The organism is Pelomonas margarita, from assembly GCF_043555875.1.
Classification (GTDB): domain Bacteria; phylum Pseudomonadota; class Gammaproteobacteria; order Burkholderiales; family Burkholderiaceae_C; genus Pelomonas; species Pelomonas margarita.
This window is the reverse complement of record NZ_JBIGHW010000022.1, coordinates 13,542-33,877: the sequence shown is the minus strand read 5'-3', so window position 1 is coordinate 33,877 and position 20,336 is coordinate 13,542. Positions and strand designations below refer to the sequence as shown.

Here is a 20,336-nt window from a genome sequence, read left to right as displayed (position 1 = left end):
CGCCACCGAACTTCTTCGACAGCACGGTTGCGATTGCAGCCGTCAGCGTCGTCTTGCCATGGTCCACGTGACCAATCGTGCCCACGTTCACGTGCGGCTTGGTCCGTTCAAACTTGCCTTTTGCCATCTTGCGCTCCTGAGGCGAACCCGTTGGGACGAGTAGAAAAAGAGGAATTTGTGGTGCCCTTGACGCGGATCGAACGCGTGACCTCTCCCTTACCAAGGGAGTGCTCTACCACTGAGCCACAAGGGCATCGGCACGGGTTTGACGCCAACAATTAGCAGGCAAACCGGTATCGACGCTGACCAACCAAGCCACCCGATGTGGAGCGGGAAACGGGAATCGAACCCGTGTCATTAGCTTGGAAGGCTAAGGTTCTACCATTGAACTACTCCCGCCCTGGGAGTCTTCTCGCCATCAGATTTCCTCGGCTTGCAAACACAAGCTTTGGTGGAGGAGGCTGGATTCGAACCAGCGTACGCAATGCGGGCAGATTTACAGTCTGCTGCCTTTAACCACTCGGCCACCCCTCCTGAGGCAAGCCCGCAACTATAGCACAGCTTGCGACGGCTGCAACCGCCTCTTCGCACTCCAGCCGCCGAAACGCTCCGTTGCCTTGGCGACGCCTGCACACAGGGCCGCACGACTGGACTGCCGCGACGCCAGACCACACCAAAACCAGACCACCAGCGATGCGCCAAGCCCGGAGCACTCAGCGGCACGCGGTTTCGTCTCGAAGTTGCAACAGCTCGATGACGCTCAGGCAATACCAATCAGATGCCAGATGAGGGCGCCGAAGACACCACAACAGAGGAGAAACGCCTTCGTCGATGCTCACAGTCTCCGGGCACCCAGGGGAAACCACTTGTCTTCGACTGGTAGCAAAGTGGCGTCATCGCTTGATACATTGGCGTCACACTGGTTGTGCAGGGCTCGGACAGAAGACCATCGCAACCGGACTCCAGGTGGTATGCAACCGGTCGGTCGCGCATCACCGCCACGACTTCATCGGCCATCACGAGGAACTTACATGAAGGTCAAGCAGACTCCCATCTCGCAGGCGGTGTTCATCGCCCTGCTCGGCGCTAGCGGCGTTGCCCTGGCTCAACAAGCCCCGGCGCAAAGCCAGCTGGAGACGGTCGTGGTGACCGGTGTGCGCGCATCACAGGAGAAGTCACTGAGCGTCAAGCGCAACGCCGAGGCTCACATCGACGTCATCTCCGCCGAGGACATCGGCAAGATGCCGGACAAGAACGTGGCGGACTCGCTGGCCCGCATCCCGGGCGTGACGGTGCTCAACAGCCCTGCAGGCGGCTCGGGCGGCTTCGACGAGCGGGATCGCGTGGGCCTTCGCGGCACCAACCCCAGCCTCACGCAGACGCTGGTCGACGGCCACGGCATCGCCAACGGCGACTGGTTCGTGCTGGACCAGACCGGCGCGGGCGTCGGCCGCAGCGTGAGCTTCTCGCTGCTGCCGTCCGAACTGGTGAGCCGCGTCGAGGTGCGCAAGAGCTCCGAAGCGTCGCTGGTGGAAGGCGGCACGGCCGGTTCGGTGAACATCATCTTGCGTCGCCCGCTGGACTTCACGAAGACGCTGACCGCCGAAGTCGGCGTGGGCGCGGTCTATGCCGATCTGCCGAAGAAGACTGACCCCCAACTGAACGCGCTGCTCAACTTCCGCAACGAAGCGCGCACCTTCGGCGTGATGCTGCAGGCCTTCTCTGAGAAGCGCAGCCTGCGTCGCGACGGTGTGGAGGCGCTGGGCTACATCAACAAGCTGGATGCAACGACCGCGCCCAAGCTGGTCGCGGACAACCCGGCCCTGAACGGCGTCTTCACACCCGACCTGATCGGCTCGGCCCTCTTCACGCAGGAGCGTGAGCGCAAGGGCGGCCTGATCCGCGCGCAGATCAAGCCCAACTCGGACTTCGACCTGGTGCTCACGGCGTTCTCGTCCAAGATGGATGCGGACAACTACAACCGCAATTACCTGATGGCGCCTCGCGGCGGCTTGCTCAACACCGCGACCATCTCGGACTACGAAGTCAAGACCGACAGCAACGGCAACAAGACGCTGACCAGGGCCACGTTCAACTGGGCCACGCCGTCGACGGCCGGCTACTACGACATGATCAGCCGCAAGGCCTCGGCCGAGACCGGCTTCGTCAGCGTGGACTCCCGCCTCAAGGTGAACGACGCACTGACGTTCACCGCCAACGCCGGCACGTCGACCGGCAAGGGCAAGACGATCAGCCAGGACGTCGTCGAACTGGCCATCGCCAGCACACGCGCCAGCTACTCGCTCAACGGCACGGACACCGCGCCGTCGTTCAGCTTCACCAACCCGACGACGCGTGCCGACTGGATCTTCGGCGCGCAGAACGTGGTGGTGCACGACAAGGAGTCGTGGGCCCAGGTCGACGGCGAGTACGAGCTCGACGCCGGCATGCTGAAGACGCTGAAGTTCGGCGTGCGCAGCGCCCAGCACAAGCGCTACACCGACCCCATCGTCGCCCAGGGCCCCGGCTGCGCGACGGGCACGCCCTACCGCGTGTCGGCCTTCGACTGGAGCCAGCCCAGCGCCTGCTCGGTGCCCGGCCCGAACGGCACCATGGTGGACGCCCCGCAGAACTCCTTCTACACGCTGCCGGCCTTCGGAGGCGCCTACCCGAGCAACTTCGGCAGCGGGCTGGGCAGCGGTTTCCCGACCAACATCGCCTACATCACCGCCGACGCGCTGGCCGACTACAACCGCCGCGTCACCAACCGCGACCCGGTGGTGCGCCGCTGGGCCGAGCAGGAATACTCGGTGAAGGAGAACACGACGGCAGCCTACGTGCAGGGCGCGCTGGAGGGCCCGGGCTGGAGCGGCAATGTGGGCCTGCGCGCGGTGCGCACCACGCAGAAGTCCAGCTCCTTCCGCGGCAGCCTGGCGGGCGAGACGCCGACGATCACGGGCTCGGCCTTCGGCAACTACACCGTCACCTCGTCTGACCTGACCTACACCGACTGGCTGCCCAGCGCCAGCGTGCGCATCGATGTGCAGAAGGACGTCGTCGCGCGCCTGGCAATGAACCGCACCGTGACGCGAGCAGACTACACCGCGCTGTCCGGCTACACCGCGCTCAACACCACGGGCATGTTCCTGGACAACACCGTGGTGGGCGGCGGCACGGCGGGCAACCCCAAGCTCAAGCCGGTGCGCTCGACCAATGTCGACGCCAACGTCGAGTGGTACTTCGCACCGCGCGCCTTCGTGTCGGCGGGCGCATTCCTGATGGACATGAGCAGCTACATCACCGACGGCACGTTCCGCGCGAACTACCCGGCGCTGCTGACCAACACCAACCAGGTCGGCGGCAACCCGCAGCTCGTGAACCGCGACTTCCTCGTGACCGGCCCGACCAACCGCAAGGCGACCGTCAAGGGCGTGGAGTTCGCGTTCGAGACGCCGATCGCCGCGAACTTCGGCGTGATGGCCAACTACACCTATGCGGACGGCGAGGACGAGACTGGCGACGTACTGCGCGGCAACGTGAAGAACTCGTTCACGCTGGGCGGCTTCTTCGAGAACGACCGCTTCTCGGCCCGCGTGAACTACAGCTACACCGACGACATCTTCGTCGGCAACGACCGCGGCACGAAGTACTTCCAGAAGGGCACGGGCGTGCTGTCCGCCTCGGTGGGCTACAAGTTCAGCGACAACTTCAGCGTGAGCCTGGACGGCCAGAACCTGAACGACCCCAAGCTGAAGTACTACGCTTCGGAGCTGCAGCCGCGCGCCATCTACCGCAACGGCAGCCAGTACTACTTGACCGCCCGCGTCAAGTTCTGACGGCGCCGGGCACGGCGGAATCCTCGGGTTCCGGCGCGGCCCTTCGCTGACCAGAATCAACAGGGAGCGTGGAGTCCACGCTCCCTTTTTCAATGGCCCATCCCATGAGCGAGACCGCCACCGTCATCGACCCCTACACGCCCGCGCGGCCGCTGGGCGGCAGCACGGACGCGCCGCCACCGGTGCGCCATGTGTGCATCGTCGGCGGCGGCTCGGCGGGCTGGATGACCGCGCTGCTGCTGGCCACCACGGCCTATGGCCCGCGCCTGAAGGTGACGGTTTTGGAGTCGCCGCAGGTGGGCATCATCGGCGTCGGCGAGGGATCGACGCCATGGCTGCGCCGCTTCTTCGAGACCCTGGGCATCGAGGAAGCCGAGTGGATGCCGGCCTGCCATGCCACGTACAAGAGTGGCATCACGTTCGAAGGCTGGTCCGGCCGACCGGGCTTCGCGCGCTACTTCCACCCGTTCGTGTCCATGCTGGACAACATGACCATGCCCGCCTTCGTCGACCACGTGCACGCACGGCTCGACGGCGCGGACGTGCCAGCCCACCCGGACCGCTTCTTCGTCGCCGCCGCGCTCGCACGCCAGGCCAAGGGGCCGCGTGCGGCGGCCGACTTCCCGTTCGACGTCTGGTACGGGTATCACTTCGACGCCACGCTACTGGGCCAGTTCCTCGCCCGCAAGGCCACCGACCGCGGCGTTGACCACCGGCAGCGCCACGTGAACCAGGTGCTACTGAACGAGCAGGGCGACATCGCCGCCCTGCAGCTCGACGACGGCGAGACGCTGGCGGCCGACTTCTTCGTCGACTGCACCGGCTTCGCCTCGCTGTTGACCGGCCAGGCCTTGCGCACGCCCTTCATCGGCTTCGGCGACAACCTGTTCAACGACGCCGCCGTCGCGATGCCGACGCCGCTGCACGGCCCGCTCGAGTCCCAGACCGTCGCCACTGCGATGCGCCACGGCTGGGCGTGGAAGATTCCGCTGACGCACCGCCAGGGCCATGGCTACGTCTACAGCAGCGCGCACTGCTCGGCCGACGAGGCGGAGACCGAACTGCGACGCCACCTCGGCCTGCTGGACGCGGACATCCAGGCCCGCCACCTCAAGATGCGCGTGGGTCGCATGGAGCAGATCTGGCAGCGCAACTGCGTGGCGATCGGCCTGTCGCAAGGTTTCATCGAACCGCTGGAAGCCACCGCCCTGCTCTATGTGCAGGTGACCGCGTCCATGCTCGTGGAGGTGCTGGAGAAGCGTGCCCTCGGACCCGACGCGCAGGCACAGTTCAACGAGGCGATGCGGCAGCGCTTCGAGAACACGCGGGACTACATCGTCGCGCACTACAAGACCACTTCGCGCACGGACACTGCGTACTGGCGCGCCAACGCGGAAAACATGCACCTGTCCGACTCACTGAAGGGCGTGCTGATGACCTGGATGTCCCGCAAGCCGCTGATCCCGGGCCTGAAGGCGGGGCGCTTCGGCCAGGGCTACCCGGCCGTGTCCTGGTATGCGCTGCTCGCAGGCATGGGCGTCTTCCCCGACGCCGAGGACCTCACACCCCCGACCACCGCGCAGGCCCGCCACGACCTGACCGCCATCGATGACTTCATCGCGCACAGCCTGCGCCATTTCCCCGACCACCGCGCGCTGCTCGCCGACATCCCGCCGGGCAACAGCCACCGGCTGCTGCAGACCTACGCCTGGTAGCCGGCCTCAGCGCGTCAGCATGTCGATGAGCTGACGGCGTTCGGCCGCGTCGCGCTCGGCATCGACCGGGCCGAACAGGTGGCGCTGATCGGCCGGCAGGTGAGCCAGCGCGTCATCGCGCGCGCCGAACACATAGTGGCCGAACAAGGCCTGCCAGCCATCGCGCTCGCCGTCGGGCAGGTGGCGCAGCGCCAGCATGGCCAGGCGCAGCGCGGCCAGGTGCAGGTCGTCGGGCCGGCCGGGCGCGGCCTCGGGGCGCCACCAGTAGTTCATCAGGATGTTCAGCTGCGGCGCCAGCGCCTCGACCTGGTGGAACCACAGCGGCGGGATGTAGATCGCATCGCCCGGCGCCAGCTCGGCGACCTGCGCCTGCAGCAGCGCCTCGGCCACGCGCGGGAAGCGCGCCGGGTCGGCCCGGTGCAGGTCGGGCACGACCGACATCGGCGCGGGCGTCGGCGCGTAGTCCGGCGGACCCAGGTATAGCAGCGGCGCGCAGGCCGGCGGCAGCAGCGTGAAGCGCCGCTGCCCGGCCGCCACGCACGCCAGGTTGTGCGAATCGTCGAAATGCGCGGGCACCGTGGCGCGGTTGCCGATCCAGATGCGCGGCGCCACCGCGGCGTCCAGCAGCGGCAGCGCATTGGCACGCTCCAGGCCCGGCAAGGCCTGGGACACCAGCGCGCTCTGCACCGCCAGGCTGGGCGGCTCGGGGAAGTGGCTGTAGCGCCAGAGCTGCTCGAACAGGGCGGCAAACGGCCGCTGGTCGTGCATGAAGTTGAAGCCCGCCAGATCGGGCCGGTAGCTGAACGCGCGCGTCGAATCGGGCCTGGCCAGCAGGGCATCGACCGGCTGACCGCCGTCAAACCCCATCAGGTAGTGCAGGCAGGGCTCCAAGCCCGCCCGGCCCTGCGCCACCAGCGGCCAATGCGCGGCCGCGCCACGCAGCACGACGGGCTCGCAGCCCGGCAGCACCTCGCGCTCGAAGCGCTCGCGTGTGATGGCCTGGATCTCCTTCATTGGCTGCATGGCCCGCCCTCAGCACACCCTGCCGGGCAGGGCCGACACCGCCCGCTGCGCCAGGCGCTTCTTCAGATGCGGCGCATCAACGGCCGACCAACTCTCGACAGGCTTCACGGCGCCATTGTCCCGGCAGGTCGCCGCACCAGCGCCCCGGCCAAACCCTGCACCCATTAAGTCCAGTTGCAGACCAAACCTCGAAAGCGGCCACACCGCCCACCCGAGCGCAAGCGCGGCGTCGCCAACATGCAACAGCGCATTCGACGCCAATTCAATACCAGTGGCACCCACCCGTCTGCGCGCGCACTGGGCAGGAAGGCCCGTTTTCATAGGAGATCCATGAGCCATCCGGGAAACTACCCGGCCTTGATTGGTAGCAAAGTGGATTTATCGATCGCTATAGTGGCATTCGACTGGTTGCATTGATGCCCCAACAGAGGGCGCAGACAACCGGACTTAAGGTGGTATCTGCGGGCTCAACCCGCACCGGTCTGCCACCGCCCGAACCCCGCCAACCGAGGAAAGACAACATGAAGGTCAAGCCGACCCGTATCGCGACCGCCGCGTCGCTGGCAATGCTGGGCATGTCGCTGGCAGCCCAGGCGCAGCAGGCGCCCGCGCAGGAGCCCGCGCAGCTCGAGCAAGTCGTCGTCACCGGCATCCGCGCATCACTGCAGAACGCCGCCACGATCAAGAAGGCCGCATCGGCCGTGGTGGACGCCGTGTCAGCCGAGGACGTGGGCAAGCTGCCCGACTCCGACGTGGGCCAGGCCCTGGGCCGCATCCCCGGCGTGTCGGTCGGCCGGGCGTTCGGCCAGGGCGCCTCGGTGTCCATCCGCGGCTCCGACCCGCAGATGACCTACACCACGCTGAACGGCCAGACCGTCGCGTCCACCGGCTGGTACGACCAGATGGACATCGACCGCTCGTTCAACTACTCGCTGCTGCCGGCCGAGATGATCGGCGGCATGGAGGTCTACAAGTCCTCGCAGGCCAACCTGACCGAAGGCGGCATCGGCGGCACGGTCATCGTCAAGACCCGCAAGCCGCTGGACCTGGACGCCGGCACCGTGGTGCTGGGCGCACGCTACGGCACGGGCACGATCAGCGACCCGGAGAAGGAAATCTCGGGCCTGTACAGCTGGCGCACCGCCAACCGCAGCCTGGGCGTGCTGGTAGCCGCCGCCGTCTCGGATGGCGACTACATCCGCCGTGGCGTGGAAGCCGACAGCCGCTGGTCCAGCGACGTCGCGCCCACGGCCTTCGTGCAAGAGCGCAAGCGCACGGCGCTGAACGTCGCGCTGCAGGCCCGTCCGGTGGACGGCCTGGAAGTGGGCCTGACCGCGCTGAGCATGAAGCTGGAGGCTGACGGCTCCAACGCCAGCGACTACCTCTTCCACGACGCCAATTGCGACAAGCGCAACACGGCCGTGATCTCGGCGTTCAACCCCAACGGCATGTGCCTGCACAGCACGACCACGGCCGCCAAGCCGCTGGCCAACCAGTTCTTCCAAGTCTGGGCGCGCGGTGCCGAGATGAGCTCGGACAGCCTGACGCTGTACGCGCACTACAAACTGGCCAACGGCAAGCTGGACCTCGTGCTGGGCTCCACCAAGGCCGAAGGCGGCACCTCGCTGACCACCAACTACCAGACGCGCTCGTGGAGCGACGCGTCCGACCCGGCCTGGTTCGGCTACTTCCGCCGCCCCAACTGGCAAGGCACGATCGACGCCACCGGCCAGCAGATGGTGCTGAACCCGACGTCGGCCCAGTCCTGGGACCTGAGCGCCCTGCCCAAGCAGCTGGCGCCCGAAACCTGGGCCAGCTCGCGCGGCCCCAACAAGGACAAGGAAAACTACGGCCAGATCGACGGCACCTTCTACCTGGACTGGGGCGTCATCACCGCTTTCAAGACCGGCGTACGCCTGGCCGATCACACCTTTGAGAAGCGCTCCTTCCGCCCGGTGTGGAAGAGCACCATCACCCCGGTCAACACCGCCACGCTGTTCAACGGCTCGGTGGACGTGGGGGGCTGGAACGTGCCGCGCGCCAACATCGGCGCCATGCTGAGCAACACCGCCGCCAACATCAGCGGCTGGAACGAGGACCGCTCGGGCTACGGTGAACTCAACGAGAAGAACCGCTCAGCCTATGGCATGTTCGAGTTCGACACCGAAGGCTTGCGCGGCAACTTCGGTCTGCGCTACATCTCGACCGACATCACCAGCACCGGCTACAAGTTCGACGGCTCAGCCCTGGCCGCAGGCGACTACGCCGGCAACCTGAACTGGAGCAAGAGCACCACGTCCACCAGCGCCAGCTACAACGACGTGCTGCCCAGCGTGAACCTGGCCTTCGACCTAAAGAAGGACATGGTGCTGCGCGTCACCGCGTCGCAGGCCATCACGCGGCCCAACTTCGCCAACATGTTCGGCGTGACCGTGTCGGGCTACAACGACGACCGCCGCGGCAACGAGACCTGGACCGTGGGCAACGTGGGCCTGAAGCCGCAGAAGTCCAGCCAGGCCGACATCGGCGTGGAGTACTACTACGGCCGCGGCAACCTGCTGTCTGCCACCTACTTCGTGAAGGACATCTCCAACTTCGTCGTCGCCAAGACCACGGCCAACCAGAAGGTCGGCCTGGTGGACCCGCTGACCGGCGTGGACAACTGGACGCTGCAGAGCTTCGAGAACGCCGGTGGCGGCCGCATCCGCGGCATCGAGTTGCAGGCCAATCATGCGTTCGGCAACGGCTTCGGCGTCATCGGCAACTACACCCTCACGGAAGGCAGCGCGCCGGCCAGCAGCTACCTGGACCAGCTCGGCATGTTCACGCAGGCCTCCAAGCACAACGTGAACCTGGTGGGCTACTACGAGAACAGCACCTACAGCGGCCGCCTGGCCTATAACTGGCGCTCGAAGTACATGATCCGCGAAGGCGCGTTCTGGTACGGCAACCGCATGCACGACGCCTACGGCACGCTGGACCTGAGCGTGGGCTGGAACATCAACAAGTGGCTGAAGCTGAGCCTGGACGCCGTGAATCTGACGAAGTCCGACGACGTGCAGTACGGCGCCGCCGCGGCCAGCAACACCGGCATTAAAGACCCGCTGCGCGCCGGCTTCCCGGCCTGGTCCTTCCAGGGCGAGACGACCTACAAGATCGGCCTGACCGCCAAGTTCTGATCTCCCGCTTGTCTCCTTCAAGCCCGGCAGCCGCCGGGCTTTTTTGATGGCGTTGAGAGATCGCACCGACCGGCCCTCGCCAAGATGGGCTGGGCCGGGAACACCGAATGCCACGCCAAACGGGAGGCCGGGTCGGCCTGATGCGCAGGTGAAGGAAGAGACTTCGCAGCGGCCGGGGGACACGGAGCATCAGGCCGACCCAGCCTCCTGCGCTCAACCCGCTGGGCCGATCAGGCGGCACCGCCGCCCCGCTGCTCAGAAGTCGTAGAAGGTGTTGACCGTCAGCCGCCCGGCGCGGGGGTCGGGGCTGAGGCTGCGCTGAGGGTTGACGACGGCCGTGTGCAGCAGGCTGCCGCGATAGATGGCCAGACGGTTGAAGCGCGCGGGCAGCAGGCCCAGCAGCTCGAAGTACTCGTCGCCCTCGGCGAAGTAGCGCGCGGGCGGGGGCTGGTGCGCCACCTCGTCGTACAGCACGGCACCGAAACGCTCGCGCTCGGCCGCGGTGATCTGCTGCAGGCCCGTGGCGCGATGGCGGTAGAAGGCCGTGCCGCCGTGGCGCTCGTCGCACAGGTAGAGCAGCACGGCCATGTAGTGCGGCGTGCTGGCATCGAAGTGCGGCACACGCTGCAGCGGCCCCAGCGCCAGCGGCGCCAGCGTCGTCAACGAGAAGGTGCAGGGCGTCTTCTTCACCGGCAGCGCCTCGGGCACGTCGAAGTTCAGCTTGATCAGCGGCTCCAGCAGCTCCGTCAGCTGCTCGGAATACGCTGCCGGCGCCGGCGCCCGCAGGCCGGGGTAGCCCTTGCGCTCGGCCGCGCCGGGCAGGGGCTCGAACGTCGCCGCACACGCCGCGTCCAGCAGCGCCTGCGGGTCGGCCAGGAAGTCGTCGATGACCACCACCGCGTGCTCGCCCACCCGCACCGAGCGGATGTCCGGTGGCATGCGGATGGCGAACGGTTCGGGGATGGACGGCACCGTCAGATCTTCCAGTACCAGCCGCGCCGGTCCAGCGCCCAGACGATCAGCGCCCACGGCGCGACGAAGGCCAATGCGAAGGCCAGCGATTGCGCCTGCGCCCCCCACCATGCGCCCACCGGGCCGAACACGCCCGCGTACAGCGACGGCATCCAGCCCAAGGCGGCCAACGCCACCGACGCCAGCCACGCGCCGGCATAGGCGCCGATGGCGTTCAGCCCGAAGGCCCGGCCCCACGGCCGGTGGCCACGCACATCCACCCACACATGCGCAGCGGCCAGCGCCAGCGCCGCGAGGCCGCCAGTCCACAGGACGAAGGACGGCGTCCACAGCGCCTTGTTCCACGGCAGCCAAGCGGCCCACAGCCAGCCCGCCAGCGCCGCGCCTAGGCCGGTCAGCACCAGGGCCGGCAGGCGGCCGCGCCGCAGCTGCTCGCCGCACACCAGGCCCAGCAGCGTGCTGGCCAGCGCGCCCAGCGTGGACAGCAGGCCCTCGGGGTCGAAGGCGACGCCGGTCTGCGGGTGCCATTCATAGGCCAGCCGGCCCAGTACGGCCGTGTCCAGCCGCTGCTGCAGGCTACCCAGCTTGTCCAGCGACGCACTGCCCTGCAGCAGCGCGCCATAGCCCGCCAGCAGCAGCCCCAGCAGCAGCCACTGGCCACGCACGCGCAGCAGCGTGGCCACCAGCCCAACGGCGATGAAGCACAGCCCGATGCGCTGCAACACGCCCAGCAGCCGGAACTCCGGCTTGGCCAGCCACCACCACGCCAGCCCATGCAGCACCAGGCCCAAAGCCAGGATGCGCAGCCCGCGCTGCACGGCGGCCGCCCGCAGCGGCCCCGGCGCTGCGCCGGCCTGCAGCCGCGGGCCCAGGGCCAGCGCGGTGGACACGCCGACGATGAACAGGAAGAACGGGAAGATCAGGTCGGTGGGCGTGCAGCCATGCCAGGTGGCGTGCTGCAGCGGCGCGTACACCGCACCCCAGTCGCCCGGGTTGTTGACCAGCAGCATGGCCGCCACGGCCAGGCCGCGCAGCGCGTCCACCGACGCGATGCGGCGCGGCGTGCTCACGGTGCCGGGGATGCCATGGTGGCCATCGCGTCCAGGATCTCGCCGTTGTCCTGCGTCAGCTCCCAGGCGAACACGCCGGCCAGGCCGGCCCGCTTCGCGAACGCCACCTTGGCGCGCACCGCGCGCGGGTCGTCGTAGCCCACGTACTTGCCGTCGCCCACCAGCGCCCAGGCCTGCGTGGCCTTGTCGAACACCGGCTTCAGGCCGCGGGCCTTCAGCGCGGCCACGTCCTTGTAGGGCACCGAGCCGTCGTCATTGGGCCAGGGCCTGGCGTAGCTGCCGTCGGCCTTCACGCCGTCGAAGGCGCGCGCGTACATCGCGATGCCGGCCACCATCTTGGCCACGGGCACGCCCGCGGCCTTCAGGTCGGCAACGGACTTCTCCAGGCTGTCCGCGCCCGGCTTGCCGCTGCGCAGCGCCGTGTGGTGGGCGGCCTGGCGCGTCCAGGGGCCGGCGAAGTCGTAGGTCATCATGAACACCAGGTCCAGCGACTGCGCGGCCGGGCCCATGGGCATGCGGCGCAGCTGCTCCTGCGTGGTGTTGATGGCCACCGTCAGCGCATAGCGCCGGCCGGTCTCGCGGCCCAGCGCGTCCAGGCCCGTGCGCAGGTCCTGCAGCAGCTGCACGAAGTAGCCGCCGTCGGCCGGGCTGCCCAGCTGCACGCCGTTGGAGGCGCCGTTGTTGCCGGGGTGCTCCCAGTCGATGTCCAGGCCGTCGAAGCCAGGGTGGGCGCGCAGCCAGTCGGTGCTGGCCTTCACGAAGGCGGCACGGCCGGCGGCGCTGGCGGCGAGGTGGAAGAACGGGTCCGAACCGCCCCAGCCGCCCACCGAGGCCAGCACCTGCACCTGCGGGTCGCGGGCCTTGAGGCGCTGGAAGGCGGCGGAGAACGTCGCCTGGTCGGCGTGCGGCGCAATACTGAAGTTGGGCCGGCCGGCGCAGGCAGCGGCCTCTTCCTTGCGCTGGCCCTCGCCGCAGATCAGCAGGAAGGCATAGAGCAGGTGCGACACGCGGCCGGGCTGGAGCTGCTCGACGACCTGCACCCCGCGCTCGGCCAGGATGTACGTGCCGACCACCGGCCGGGCGGCTTGCGCCTGGGCCAGGGATGCCGCCACGGTGAGCGCCGCGATCCAGAGCTTCTTCATAAGTTGCACTCGCTGGTGAGGCCCACATCGGGCACGGTGTCATGGCGCGCCACGCCCTGCTGGCGCAGCTGATCGGCGCGGGCCTGCATGGCCTCGGGGGGGAGCGTGCGGCCGGCCTGGTGCAGCACCCAGTCCACCTCGAACGCGTAGGCGCGCGGCGCGCCGGCCACGGCGCCGGCCGACAGCCAGTGGTTGAAGCTGATGGCCATGGGCTTGGCCGGCACGTTGCGCCCGGTGTGCTCGCCGAGCAGGCGGCCATTGACGTAGTGCCGCGTGCGCGTGGCCTCCACCTGCACGGTCAGCAGCTGCCAGCCGTCGAAGGAGCCGGGCAGCTGCGAGGCCTGGTTGAACGGCTGGAAGGGCTGCACGCGCACGGTCTGCCAGCTGACGCCGTACAGCCGCGTGTCGGGGCTGCCCCAGCCGCCATGCGGCAGGTACTCGAAGTCGACCTCGCTGAAGTCGGGGTCGTAGTCATGCCGCAGCGGCCCGGCCAGGAAGAAGGCCTGCACGATGGGGTCGCGCGAACCCGGCGTGTCGCGCAGCCGCACACGCGCCGAGGTGGTGCCGATGAGGAGCTTGCGCGCCCCGCACAGCTGGGCCAGCGTGGTGTTGGCGGGCGTGCCGTCCGTGTCCAGCCGCAGCCTCAGCAGGCCGCCGTCCAGCGCCAGCTGCGCGGCCGAGAAGCGCGCGCCGGGCAGGCCGGGGTGGCCGCTGCCCTCGCGCAGCACCCAGCCGCTGGCGCGCAGCGCGTCGAGGTCCTTCTGCGAGAAGTCGTCGAAGAACTCGGCTGTCGACTGCGCACGCGCAGGCGCCGAGCACGCGGCCGCCAGGGCCAGCAGGGCCAGGGCGCGCTTCATGCGGCAGGCGCGCTCACGCGGCTGGTCAGCGGCACCCACAGCAGCAGCAGCAAGGCCGGCACGCCGCACACCAGGGTCCATAGGAAGAAGTGCTGGTAGCCCATCGCGACCTGGATGTCGCCGCTGATGGTCTTGCTGAGGATGAAACCCAGCTGCATGACGCCCGAGCCCAGCGCGTAGTGGGCCGTCTGGTAGCGGCCCGGGGCCACGACCTGCATGATGTACAAGATCATGCCGACGAAGCCGAAGCCGTAACCGGCCATCTCCAGGCCCACGGCGGCGCCGATGGTCCAGACCGAGGTCGGCATAGCGAGGCTCAGGCCCCAGAACACCGCGTTGGGGATGGCCATCGCGATCACCAGCACCGGCATCGCCCGCTTCAGGCCCAGCCAGGACGTGAAATAGCCGCCCAGGATGGAGCCCACCAGGAAGGCCGCCGTGCCCACCGTGCCGTACACGCCGCCCACCTGCTCGCTGGTCAGGCCCAGGCCGCCCCCACCGTCAGCCCTGCGTGCCTCGATAAGGAACAGCGGGCCGATGGTCTGCACCTGGCCCTCGGCCAGCCGGAATATCACGATAAACAGCACCATCTGCCAGATGCCCGGCTTCTTCAGGAAGTCAGCCACGATCTCGGCCAGCTTCACCGGCTCGGCCGACACGCGCTCGGGGTTGGGCAGCGCCTTGGCGTTCCACGCCGCCAGCAGCGCCAGCAGGCCGGCCAACATCACGAAGATCAGGCTCCAGGCGTTGAACACGCCCATCTGCGTCTCCAGCCGCCCGGCCAGCACCATCAGACCGCCCAGCGTCAGGAACTTGGACGCATTGAAGAACGCGCCCTGCCACCCGGCATAGGCGGCCTGGCGCTTCTCGTCCAGCGCGCCCATGTAGAGGCCGTCGCAGGCGATGTCGTGCGTGGCCGACGCATAGGCCAGGAAGAACAGCACCGCAATACTGAGCGCGAAAAAGTGGCTGGCCTGCAGCGCCAGCGCCAGCAGCCCCAGCCCCACCGCGCCGCTGAACTGCATGGCCACGACCACCATCTTCTTGCTGCGCGCCAGCTCCACCAGCGGGCTCCACAGCGGCTTGAAGGCCCAGGCCAAGCCGATCAGGCCGGTCCAGCGGGCGATCTGATCGTTGGCCACGCCCATCTGCTTGAACATCAGGCCGGCAATCAGCATGACGACGAAGAACTGCAGGCCCTGCACAAAGTACAGGCTGGGAATCCAGCGCATGGGGCTGGACGGCGCCCCTGGCGCTGCGGGCGGCGCAGTCGAGGCGTGGAGCGTCACGGCCGAGGCCTGGGCCGGGTGGGCGGCGTTGGTCATCACTGCAGTCCTTGCGGCGCGCGGCCGGTCGCTCGGGTCTTGCCTTCCAGCCAGGCGCGCAGGCCGGCCAGCGCGCCGGGCGCGAAGCCCCAGGTCAGCACGGTCGGGCCATGCACGTCCAGCGCCTGGTAGGGGTTCCACAGCGACAGGTGCAGGTCGGGCCGCCACTCGCTGGCGGTCAGGCCGTAGCGCGCGCGGCGCGTGGACACCAGCACGTTGAGCCGGCCGTCCTTGGGCACCGTGGCCCAGTCCAGCTGCGCGATGTCGTCCACCATCTGCACCTGGGCATCAGTGAAGGACTCGAAAAGCGCGACGGCCTGGCGGCCCGTGGGGCCGGCCTCTGAGACCATGTCGGTGGGCACGTCCCCCTGCACGATGACGCGGACGGGCGCGTTCAGCGCAGGCGGCCTAGCGCCGCGCAGCGCGGTCAGGCCGGCAGCCCAGGCCTCGCTCATCAACGCATGGTCGGCCGCGCGGACGGCGCTGTCGTCCACTGCGCGCGCGGGGTAGGCGGCAGCCAGCTCGTCAAGCCGTGCATTGGCCACCTCGCCCTGGTGCGCCGTCAACGCACCGCTGGCGAAGGCCTCACGCAACGCGTTGATGGCCACCAGTTGCTCGGCCGGCGAGCCCTGAGCCAGCACCATGTCGGCGCCGGCCTGCAGCGCCATGACGGCCGAGCGCGCATAACCGAAGCGCTCGGCCACGGCCTTCATCATCAGCGCGTCGGTGATGACGACGCCGTCGTAGCCCCAGTCGCCGCGCAGGATGCCGCCGATCAGCGCTGGCGACAGCGTGGCCGGGCGCTCAGGGTCGATCTGCGGGTAGACGATGTGGGCCGTCATCATGGCCGGTGCCTGGCCTGCCAGCGCCTTGAACGGCGCCAGCTCCAGCGCGTTGAGCTCGGCACGGCTCTTGTCCACCGTGGGCAGCGCGTGGTGCGAGTCCACATGCGTGTCGCCGTGGCCGGGGAAGTGCTTCACGCAGCAGGCCACGCCCTCGCGCAGCGAGCCGCGCATCCACGCGGCAGCCAGACGGCTCACTTCAACGGGGTCGTTGGAGAAGCTGCGCTCGCCGATGACCGGGTTGGCCGGGTTGTTGTTGACGTCCAGCACCGGCGCGAAGTTCCAGTTGATGCCCAGCGACTTCAGCCCGCGCGCCACTGCTGCACCCACGGCCTCGGCACGGTCAGCGTCGCCGCTGGCGCCCAGCGCCATGGCCGACGGCGGCTGCGGCAGGAAGGTCACGCGCACGACGGCGCCGCCCTCCTGATCGATGCCGATCAGGGCCTCGGGGCCCAGCACCGCTATCAGGTCGCGCATCAGCGTGCGCACCTCGGCCTCGGTGCCGATGTTCTTGCGGAACAGGCAGACGGCGCGGATGTGCTGCTCGCGCAGGAAGGTGGCGGTCTCGGCGTCAAGCGTCTTGCCGGGGATGTCCACCATCACCAGGCGGCCGGGGTCGAAGTTACTCATGGTCAGTGCGTCTTGGTGACTTTGGCGAGGTTGGGCGGGACATCCGGGTTGAAGCCGCGTGCACGCGCCAGCGCCTCGACCATGGGATAGAAGCTCTGCACGAGGGCAATGGGGTCGAGGTCCTCGTTGCCCGTCGTCACCAGCGGCAGCATCTGCACGCCGGCCGGGCACGGCGTGCCCAGCGGCGCAGCCAGCAACACGCGGCCGCCACGGGTGCTCATCTCCTCGGCGATCGCCAGCAGGCCGGCCTGGGCCGGGCCGCGCGGCGCGAACACCAGCAGCGGGTAGCCGTTGCGCACCAGCGCCATCGGGCCATGCTTGACCTCGGCGCCGGAGAAAGCCTCGGCCTGGATGCCGCAGGTTTCCTTGAGCTTGAGCGCCGCTTCCATCGCGACGGCCAGGCCCGTACCGCGGCCCAACACGAACAGGCGGTCCGCGTCCTGCAGCGCTGGCACGGCCGCGCTCCAGTCCAGCTGGCTTGCCTGCTCCAACGCGATGGGCAGCACGTTCAGCGCGGCGCGCAGCGCGTCGTCCTGCTGCCAGGCAGCCACGACGCGCGCGCCGGCCACCAGCTGGGCGATATAGCTCTTGGTTGCGGCCACACTCTTCTCCGGGCCGGCGTGCAGCTCGAACACATGCTCGGCCGCGGCAGCCAGCGGTGAGCCGCTGGCGTTGACGAAGGCCACCGTGCGCGCGCCACCCGCACGGAAGAACTGCGTCGGCGCGATCAGATCGGGGCTCTGGCCCGACTGCGAGAACGCCAGCGACAGCAGGCCCTCGCAGTGGATGCGGCTCTGGTACAGCGTGATCAGCGACATGGGCAGCGACGTGACCAGCCGGCCCAGGCGCGCCATGACGAGATAGGCCAGGTAATGCGCCGCGTGGTCGGAGCTGCCGCGCGCAATTGTCAGCACGCTGGTGGGCGGCACCTCCTGCAGGGCCTGGCCCAGGCGGGCGTAACTCAGCGGGTCGGCCGCCAGCTGGCGGGCCACCACGTCAGGCGCACTCAGCGCCTCCTCAAGCATCAGCGACGACATCGATCTCTTCACCTTCCACAAACACACGCTGCAGGGCCAGCCCCGCATCCATCACCACCACATCAGCCCACGCGCCCTCAGCGAGGCGCCCGCGGTCCCACAAGCCCAGGTAGTCCGCCGCGATGGTGGACACGCGCCGCACCGCATCGGGTAGCGGCAGGCCCAGTTGCTGCACGAGGTTGCGCAGGGCCTGGTCCATGGTCAGTGCGCTGCCGGCCAGCGTGCCGTCGGCCAGGCGCACGCCGCCCAGGCACTTCTGCACCTTGTGCTCGCCCAGGCGGTACTCGCCATCGGGCATGCCGGCCGCGGCCGTCGAGTCGGTCACGCAGAACAGATGCGGAATGCAGCGCAGCGCGGTGCGGATGGCGCCGGGGTGCACGTGAAGGAGGTCGGGAATGAGCTCGGCATGCTCGCCATGCGCGAGCGCCGCTCCCACCATGCCGGGCTCGCGGTGATGCAGGCCCGTCATGGCGTTGAAGAGGTGGGTGAAGCCGGACGCGCCCGCGTTCAGCGCGGCCACGCCGTCCTCGTAGCTGCCGTTGCTGTGGCCGATCTGCACGCGGATGCCCGCGTCGCGCAGCGGGCCGATCAACGCGAGGTGGCCGGCCATTTCGGGCGCGATGGTCAGCACCTTGATGGGCGCGATCTCGCTCAGGCGCAGCACCTCGGCCAGCGTCGCGGGGATGGCGTAGGCCGGCTGCGCGCCCAGCCGCCCGGGGCTGATGTAGGGGCCTTCCAGGTGCACGCCCAGAACGCGAGCCGACTGGGCGCTGCGCTCGCGGCACACCGGGCCCAGCGCCCGCAGCGCGGCCTCGATGTCGCCGACCGGGGCAGTCATCGTCGTGGCCAGCAGGCCGGTCGTGCCGTGGCGCACATGGCGGCGAGCGATGTCCTCGATGGCGTCACCCCCCTCCATCGTGTCGCGGCCGCCGCCGCCGTGCACATGCACGTCGATGAAGCCCGGCAGCAGCACCGGCCGGCCGCCCTCCCCCGCACGCGACGAGTCGACAGGCACTCCCGCGATGGCGGCGATGCGCCCCTGCGCGATGTGCAGGTGGCCCTGGATGACGCCTTGCGGCGTGACGATGTCGCCTTCGAGTTTCATCAGTCGCGGCGCATTTCTGCAACGAAGTCGTAGTAGTCGCTGCGGCAGTAGGAATGCGTCAGCTCGACGGCCTGGCCCGAGGCCAGGTAGCCCACCCGCGTGATGAACAGCACCGCGGCGCCCAGCGGCACCTCCAGCAGACCGGCCAGCTTGGCGTCGGCATTCAGCGCGCGGATGTGCTGCAGCGCGCGCACCGGCGCGCGCTCGCCGAGGTGGGTGTACAGCGAGGCCTCGACCTTCTGCGGGTCGGGCAGTACGCTCTGCGGCAACACGCTAACCTCGTATGCCATAACGACTGAGTCCGCCAAGCGCAGCCGCTCCAGCCGGGCGACGCGCTCGCCGCTCTTGAGCTCCAGCGACAGCTGCTCGTCCGGCGCCGCCGGCGTGAAGCCGCGCAGCAGCCAGCGCGAGCCCGGCACGAAGCCGCGCTGGTGCAGCTCTTCTGAGAAGCTGGTCAGGCGCGTCAGCGGCTGCTCCAGCTTGGGCGCGATGTAGTTGCCCGAGCCTCGCTTGCGGATGATGAGGCCCTGCTCAACGAGCCGGTCGATGGCCTTGCGCGCGGTCACGCGCGACAGCTCCAGCTGCTCGGCCAGCACACGCTCGCTGGGCAGCGCCTCGTCGGCATGGAACACGCCGTCGCGGATGGCCGTCGCCAGGCTTTGCGCCAGTTGCATATACAAGGGCGACGCGGCGTTCGGGTCCGCCTTGAAATCAAAGACAGCACTCATGCGGGGTTCTTCTGTTGTTGGATCAGCCAGAGTGCGCCGGCCACGGCGTCGCCCCGGGGTTCGACACGGCGCGCCTGCAGCGCCGGGCTGAGCCGGTCACCCAGGCGCAGCGCGATGCTGCCGGCCAGCGCCAGCGGCAAGGTGGGATGGAGGGCGACGGCCAGCGCGTCCAGCGCGCGGGCGGCGGCGTCCAGCAGCGCCGCGGCGGCGGGGTCGCCCGCCTCGTTTTCAAAGACCAGGCGCGCCAGGCTGGCATAGCCGCCCTGCCCGGCCTGCGCGCAGAACGCCAGCAGGTCCTCACGGCGGGTGCCGGCCACGGCGCCAACGCTGTCAGCCAGCGCGCCGCGCGTTGCGCGGCCATCGAATGCAGCGTGGGCCAGCTTCATGGCCTGCTGGCCCAGCCAGGCGCCGCTGCCCTCATCGCCGATCTGCCAGCCCCAGCCACCCGTCATGCGGTGCGAACCATCCGGCAGCAGCGCCTCAGCCACCGAGCCCGTGCCCGAGATCAGCAGCCCGCCCGGCTCGCCGCCATGGGCGCCCAGCAGGCCGGCAAAGCCGTCGGTGACCAGCGCGAACCGAGCCACGCCCGGATCGGCCGCCACGAAGCCCTGCAGCTGCGCCGGCACGCCCGTGCCAGACAGACCCAGGCCCAGCGCACAATCCCGTAGCTGCAAGCCCGCCACGCCAGCGCCAGCGATGGCCTCGGCGATGTGCCGCCAAGCCTGGTCGACACCCTGGTTCAGCGCCGAAGCACCGGCCTCACCGCGCCCCAGGATGCGCCCCTGGGCATCGGCCACCAGCGCACGCGTACTGGTACCGCCGCCGTCAATGCCCACCCACCAGCGCACGGGCCGGCCGGAGTCACGGGATGTCAC

16 protein-coding genes and 3 tRNA genes are annotated in these 20,336 nt (G+C 69.1%); 3 read left to right on the top strand and 16 right to left on the bottom strand.

All coding sequences use genetic code 11. The features are described 5' to 3' along the window. From ACG0Z3_RS22265 to ACG0Z3_RS22250, 4 genes are all read right to left on the bottom strand, one after another. A partial coding sequence (locus tag ACG0Z3_RS22265) for a GTP-binding protein (protein WP_229427325.1) occupies positions 1-127 on the bottom strand: 127 nt, incomplete at its 3' end. Positions 128-178: 51 nt separating this feature from the next. Next, positions 179-253, bottom strand: a tRNA-Thr gene (locus tag ACG0Z3_RS22260). Positions 254-325: 72 nt separating this feature from the next. After that, positions 326-399 (bottom strand) — tRNA-Gly (locus tag ACG0Z3_RS22255). Between the two features lie 50 nt (positions 400-449). Next, a tRNA-Tyr gene (locus tag ACG0Z3_RS22250) sits at positions 450-534 on the bottom strand. A gap of 497 nt (positions 535-1,031) precedes the next feature. Here ACG0Z3_RS22250 and ACG0Z3_RS22245 point away from each other — a divergent pair. Together ACG0Z3_RS22245 and ACG0Z3_RS22240 are read left to right on the top strand one after the other, a co-directional pair. Next, positions 1,032-3,836 carry a TonB-dependent receptor gene (locus ACG0Z3_RS22245; protein WP_394402019.1) on the top strand — a complete coding sequence of 935 codons (2,805 nt, stop codon included), beginning with the start codon at positions 1,032-1,034 and terminating at the stop codon, positions 3,834-3,836. Positions 3,837-3,940: 104 nt separating this feature from the next. Continuing rightward, positions 3,941-5,551, top strand: coding sequence for a tryptophan halogenase family protein (locus tag ACG0Z3_RS22240; RefSeq protein ID WP_394402017.1), 1,611 nt, complete (start codon positions 3,941-3,943; stop codon positions 5,549-5,551). A gap of 6 nt (positions 5,552-5,557) precedes the next feature. On the opposite strand, the gene ACG0Z3_RS22235 is transcribed toward ACG0Z3_RS22240, so the two are convergent. Beyond that, positions 5,558-6,574 carry a cupin-like domain-containing protein gene (locus tag ACG0Z3_RS22235; protein WP_394402015.1) on the bottom strand — a complete coding sequence of 339 codons (1,017 nt, stop codon included), beginning with the start codon at positions 6,572-6,574 and terminating at the stop codon, positions 5,558-5,560. 9 nt (positions 6,575-6,583) lie between these two features. Further along, positions 6,584-6,895 (bottom strand): hypothetical protein, encoded by a 312-nt coding sequence (locus ACG0Z3_RS22230; protein WP_394402012.1) that lies wholly within the window; start codon positions 6,893-6,895, stop codon positions 6,584-6,586. 200 nt (positions 6,896-7,095) lie between these two features. Between ACG0Z3_RS22230 and ACG0Z3_RS22225 the strand changes: the two genes are divergently transcribed. After that, positions 7,096-9,753, top strand: a complete 2,658-nt coding sequence (locus ACG0Z3_RS22225; RefSeq protein ID WP_394402009.1) for a TonB-dependent receptor — start codon at positions 7,096-7,098, stop codon at positions 9,751-9,753. Positions 9,754-10,008: 255 nt separating this feature from the next. Here ACG0Z3_RS22225 and ACG0Z3_RS22220 read toward each other — a convergent pair whose 3' ends face one another. The 10 genes from ACG0Z3_RS22220 to ACG0Z3_RS22175 are packed head-to-tail and all read right to left on the bottom strand — an operon-like array spanning position 10,009 to position 20,336. Next, positions 10,009-10,725 (bottom strand): DUF6445 family protein, encoded by a 717-nt coding sequence (locus tag ACG0Z3_RS22220; protein ID WP_394402006.1) that lies wholly within the window; start codon positions 10,723-10,725, stop codon positions 10,009-10,011. A gap of 2 nt (positions 10,726-10,727) precedes the next feature. Next, positions 10,728-11,795, bottom strand: a complete 1,068-nt coding sequence (locus ACG0Z3_RS22215; RefSeq protein ID WP_394402003.1) for an acyltransferase family protein — start codon at positions 11,793-11,795, stop codon at positions 10,728-10,730. Beyond that, positions 11,792-12,937: a glycoside hydrolase family 18 protein gene (locus tag ACG0Z3_RS22210; protein WP_394402000.1), complete on the bottom strand. Its 1,146-nt coding sequence runs from the start codon at positions 12,935-12,937 to the stop codon at positions 11,792-11,794. Before ACG0Z3_RS22210 ends, ACG0Z3_RS22215 begins: the two co-directional genes overlap by 4 nt. Next, positions 12,934-13,794 carry a glycoside hydrolase family 16 protein gene (locus ACG0Z3_RS22205; protein WP_394401998.1) on the bottom strand — a complete coding sequence of 287 codons (861 nt, stop codon included), beginning with the start codon at positions 13,792-13,794 and terminating at the stop codon, positions 12,934-12,936. Before ACG0Z3_RS22205 ends, ACG0Z3_RS22210 begins: the two co-directional genes overlap by 4 nt. After that, positions 13,791-15,119, bottom strand: a complete 1,329-nt coding sequence (locus ACG0Z3_RS22200; RefSeq protein ID WP_394401996.1) for an MFS transporter — start codon at positions 15,117-15,119, stop codon at positions 13,791-13,793. The genes ACG0Z3_RS22205 and ACG0Z3_RS22200 overlap by 4 nt, the downstream gene beginning before the upstream one ends. Then, complete coding sequence (nagZ, locus tag ACG0Z3_RS22195) at positions 15,119-16,591, bottom strand: beta-N-acetylhexosaminidase (protein WP_394401994.1); 1,473 nt, start codon at positions 16,589-16,591, stop codon at positions 15,119-15,121. Before nagZ ends, ACG0Z3_RS22200 begins: the two co-directional genes overlap by 1 nt. 2 nt (positions 16,592-16,593) lie before the next feature. Next, positions 16,594-17,628: an SIS domain-containing protein gene (locus tag ACG0Z3_RS22190; protein WP_394401992.1), complete on the bottom strand. Its 1,035-nt coding sequence runs from the start codon at positions 17,626-17,628 to the stop codon at positions 16,594-16,596. Beyond that, positions 17,609-18,733 (bottom strand): N-acetylglucosamine-6-phosphate deacetylase, encoded by a 1,125-nt coding sequence (gene nagA / locus ACG0Z3_RS22185; RefSeq protein ID WP_394401988.1) that lies wholly within the window; start codon positions 18,731-18,733, stop codon positions 17,609-17,611. Before nagA ends, ACG0Z3_RS22190 begins: the two co-directional genes overlap by 20 nt. Further along, on the bottom strand, positions 18,733-19,461 hold the full coding sequence (locus ACG0Z3_RS22180) for a GntR family transcriptional regulator (protein WP_268169272.1): 729 nt from the start codon (positions 19,459-19,461) through the stop codon (positions 18,733-18,735). Before ACG0Z3_RS22180 ends, nagA begins: the two co-directional genes overlap by 1 nt. Further along, positions 19,458-20,336, bottom strand: coding sequence for a glucosamine kinase nucleotide-binding domain-containing protein (locus ACG0Z3_RS22175; protein ID WP_394401985.1), 879 nt, complete (start codon positions 20,334-20,336; stop codon positions 19,458-19,460). Before ACG0Z3_RS22175 ends, ACG0Z3_RS22180 begins: the two co-directional genes overlap by 4 nt.

Bases quoted from the DNA above. Each gene is read 5' to 3' on its own strand.
- ACG0Z3_RS22245 (WP_394402019.1), top strand. From the start codon at position 1,032: ATGAAGGTCAAGCAGACTCCCATCTCGCAGGCGGTGTTCATCGCCCTG.
- ACG0Z3_RS22240 (WP_394402017.1), top strand. From the start codon at position 3,941: ATGAGCGAGACCGCCACCGTCATCGACCCCTACACGCCCGCGCGGCCG.
- ACG0Z3_RS22235 (WP_394402015.1), bottom strand. From the start codon at position 6,574: ATGCAGCCAATGAAGGAGATCCAGGCCATCACACGCGAGCGCTTCGAG.
- ACG0Z3_RS22230 (WP_394402012.1), bottom strand. From the start codon at position 6,895: ATGAAAACGGGCCTTCCTGCCCAGTGCGCGCGCAGACGGGTGGGTGCC.
- ACG0Z3_RS22225 (WP_394402009.1), top strand. From the start codon at position 7,096: ATGAAGGTCAAGCCGACCCGTATCGCGACCGCCGCGTCGCTGGCAATG.
- ACG0Z3_RS22210 (WP_394402000.1), bottom strand. From the start codon at position 12,937: ATGAAGAAGCTCTGGATCGCGGCGCTCACCGTGGCGGCATCCCTGGCC.
- ACG0Z3_RS22205 (WP_394401998.1), bottom strand. From the start codon at position 13,794: ATGAAGCGCGCCCTGGCCCTGCTGGCCCTGGCGGCCGCGTGCTCGGCG.
- ACG0Z3_RS22200 (WP_394401996.1), bottom strand. From the start codon at position 15,119: ATGACCAACGCCGCCCACCCGGCCCAGGCCTCGGCCGTGACGCTCCAC.
- nagZ (WP_394401994.1), bottom strand. From the start codon at position 16,591: ATGAGTAACTTCGACCCCGGCCGCCTGGTGATGGTGGACATCCCCGGC.
- ACG0Z3_RS22190 (WP_394401992.1), bottom strand. From the start codon at position 17,628: ATGTCGTCGCTGATGCTTGAGGAGGCGCTGAGTGCGCCTGACGTGGTG.
- nagA (WP_394401988.1), bottom strand. From the start codon at position 18,733: ATGAAACTCGAAGGCGACATCGTCACGCCGCAAGGCGTCATCCAGGGC.
- ACG0Z3_RS22180 (WP_268169272.1), bottom strand. From the start codon at position 19,461: ATGAGTGCTGTCTTTGATTTCAAGGCGGACCCGAACGCCGCGTCGCCC.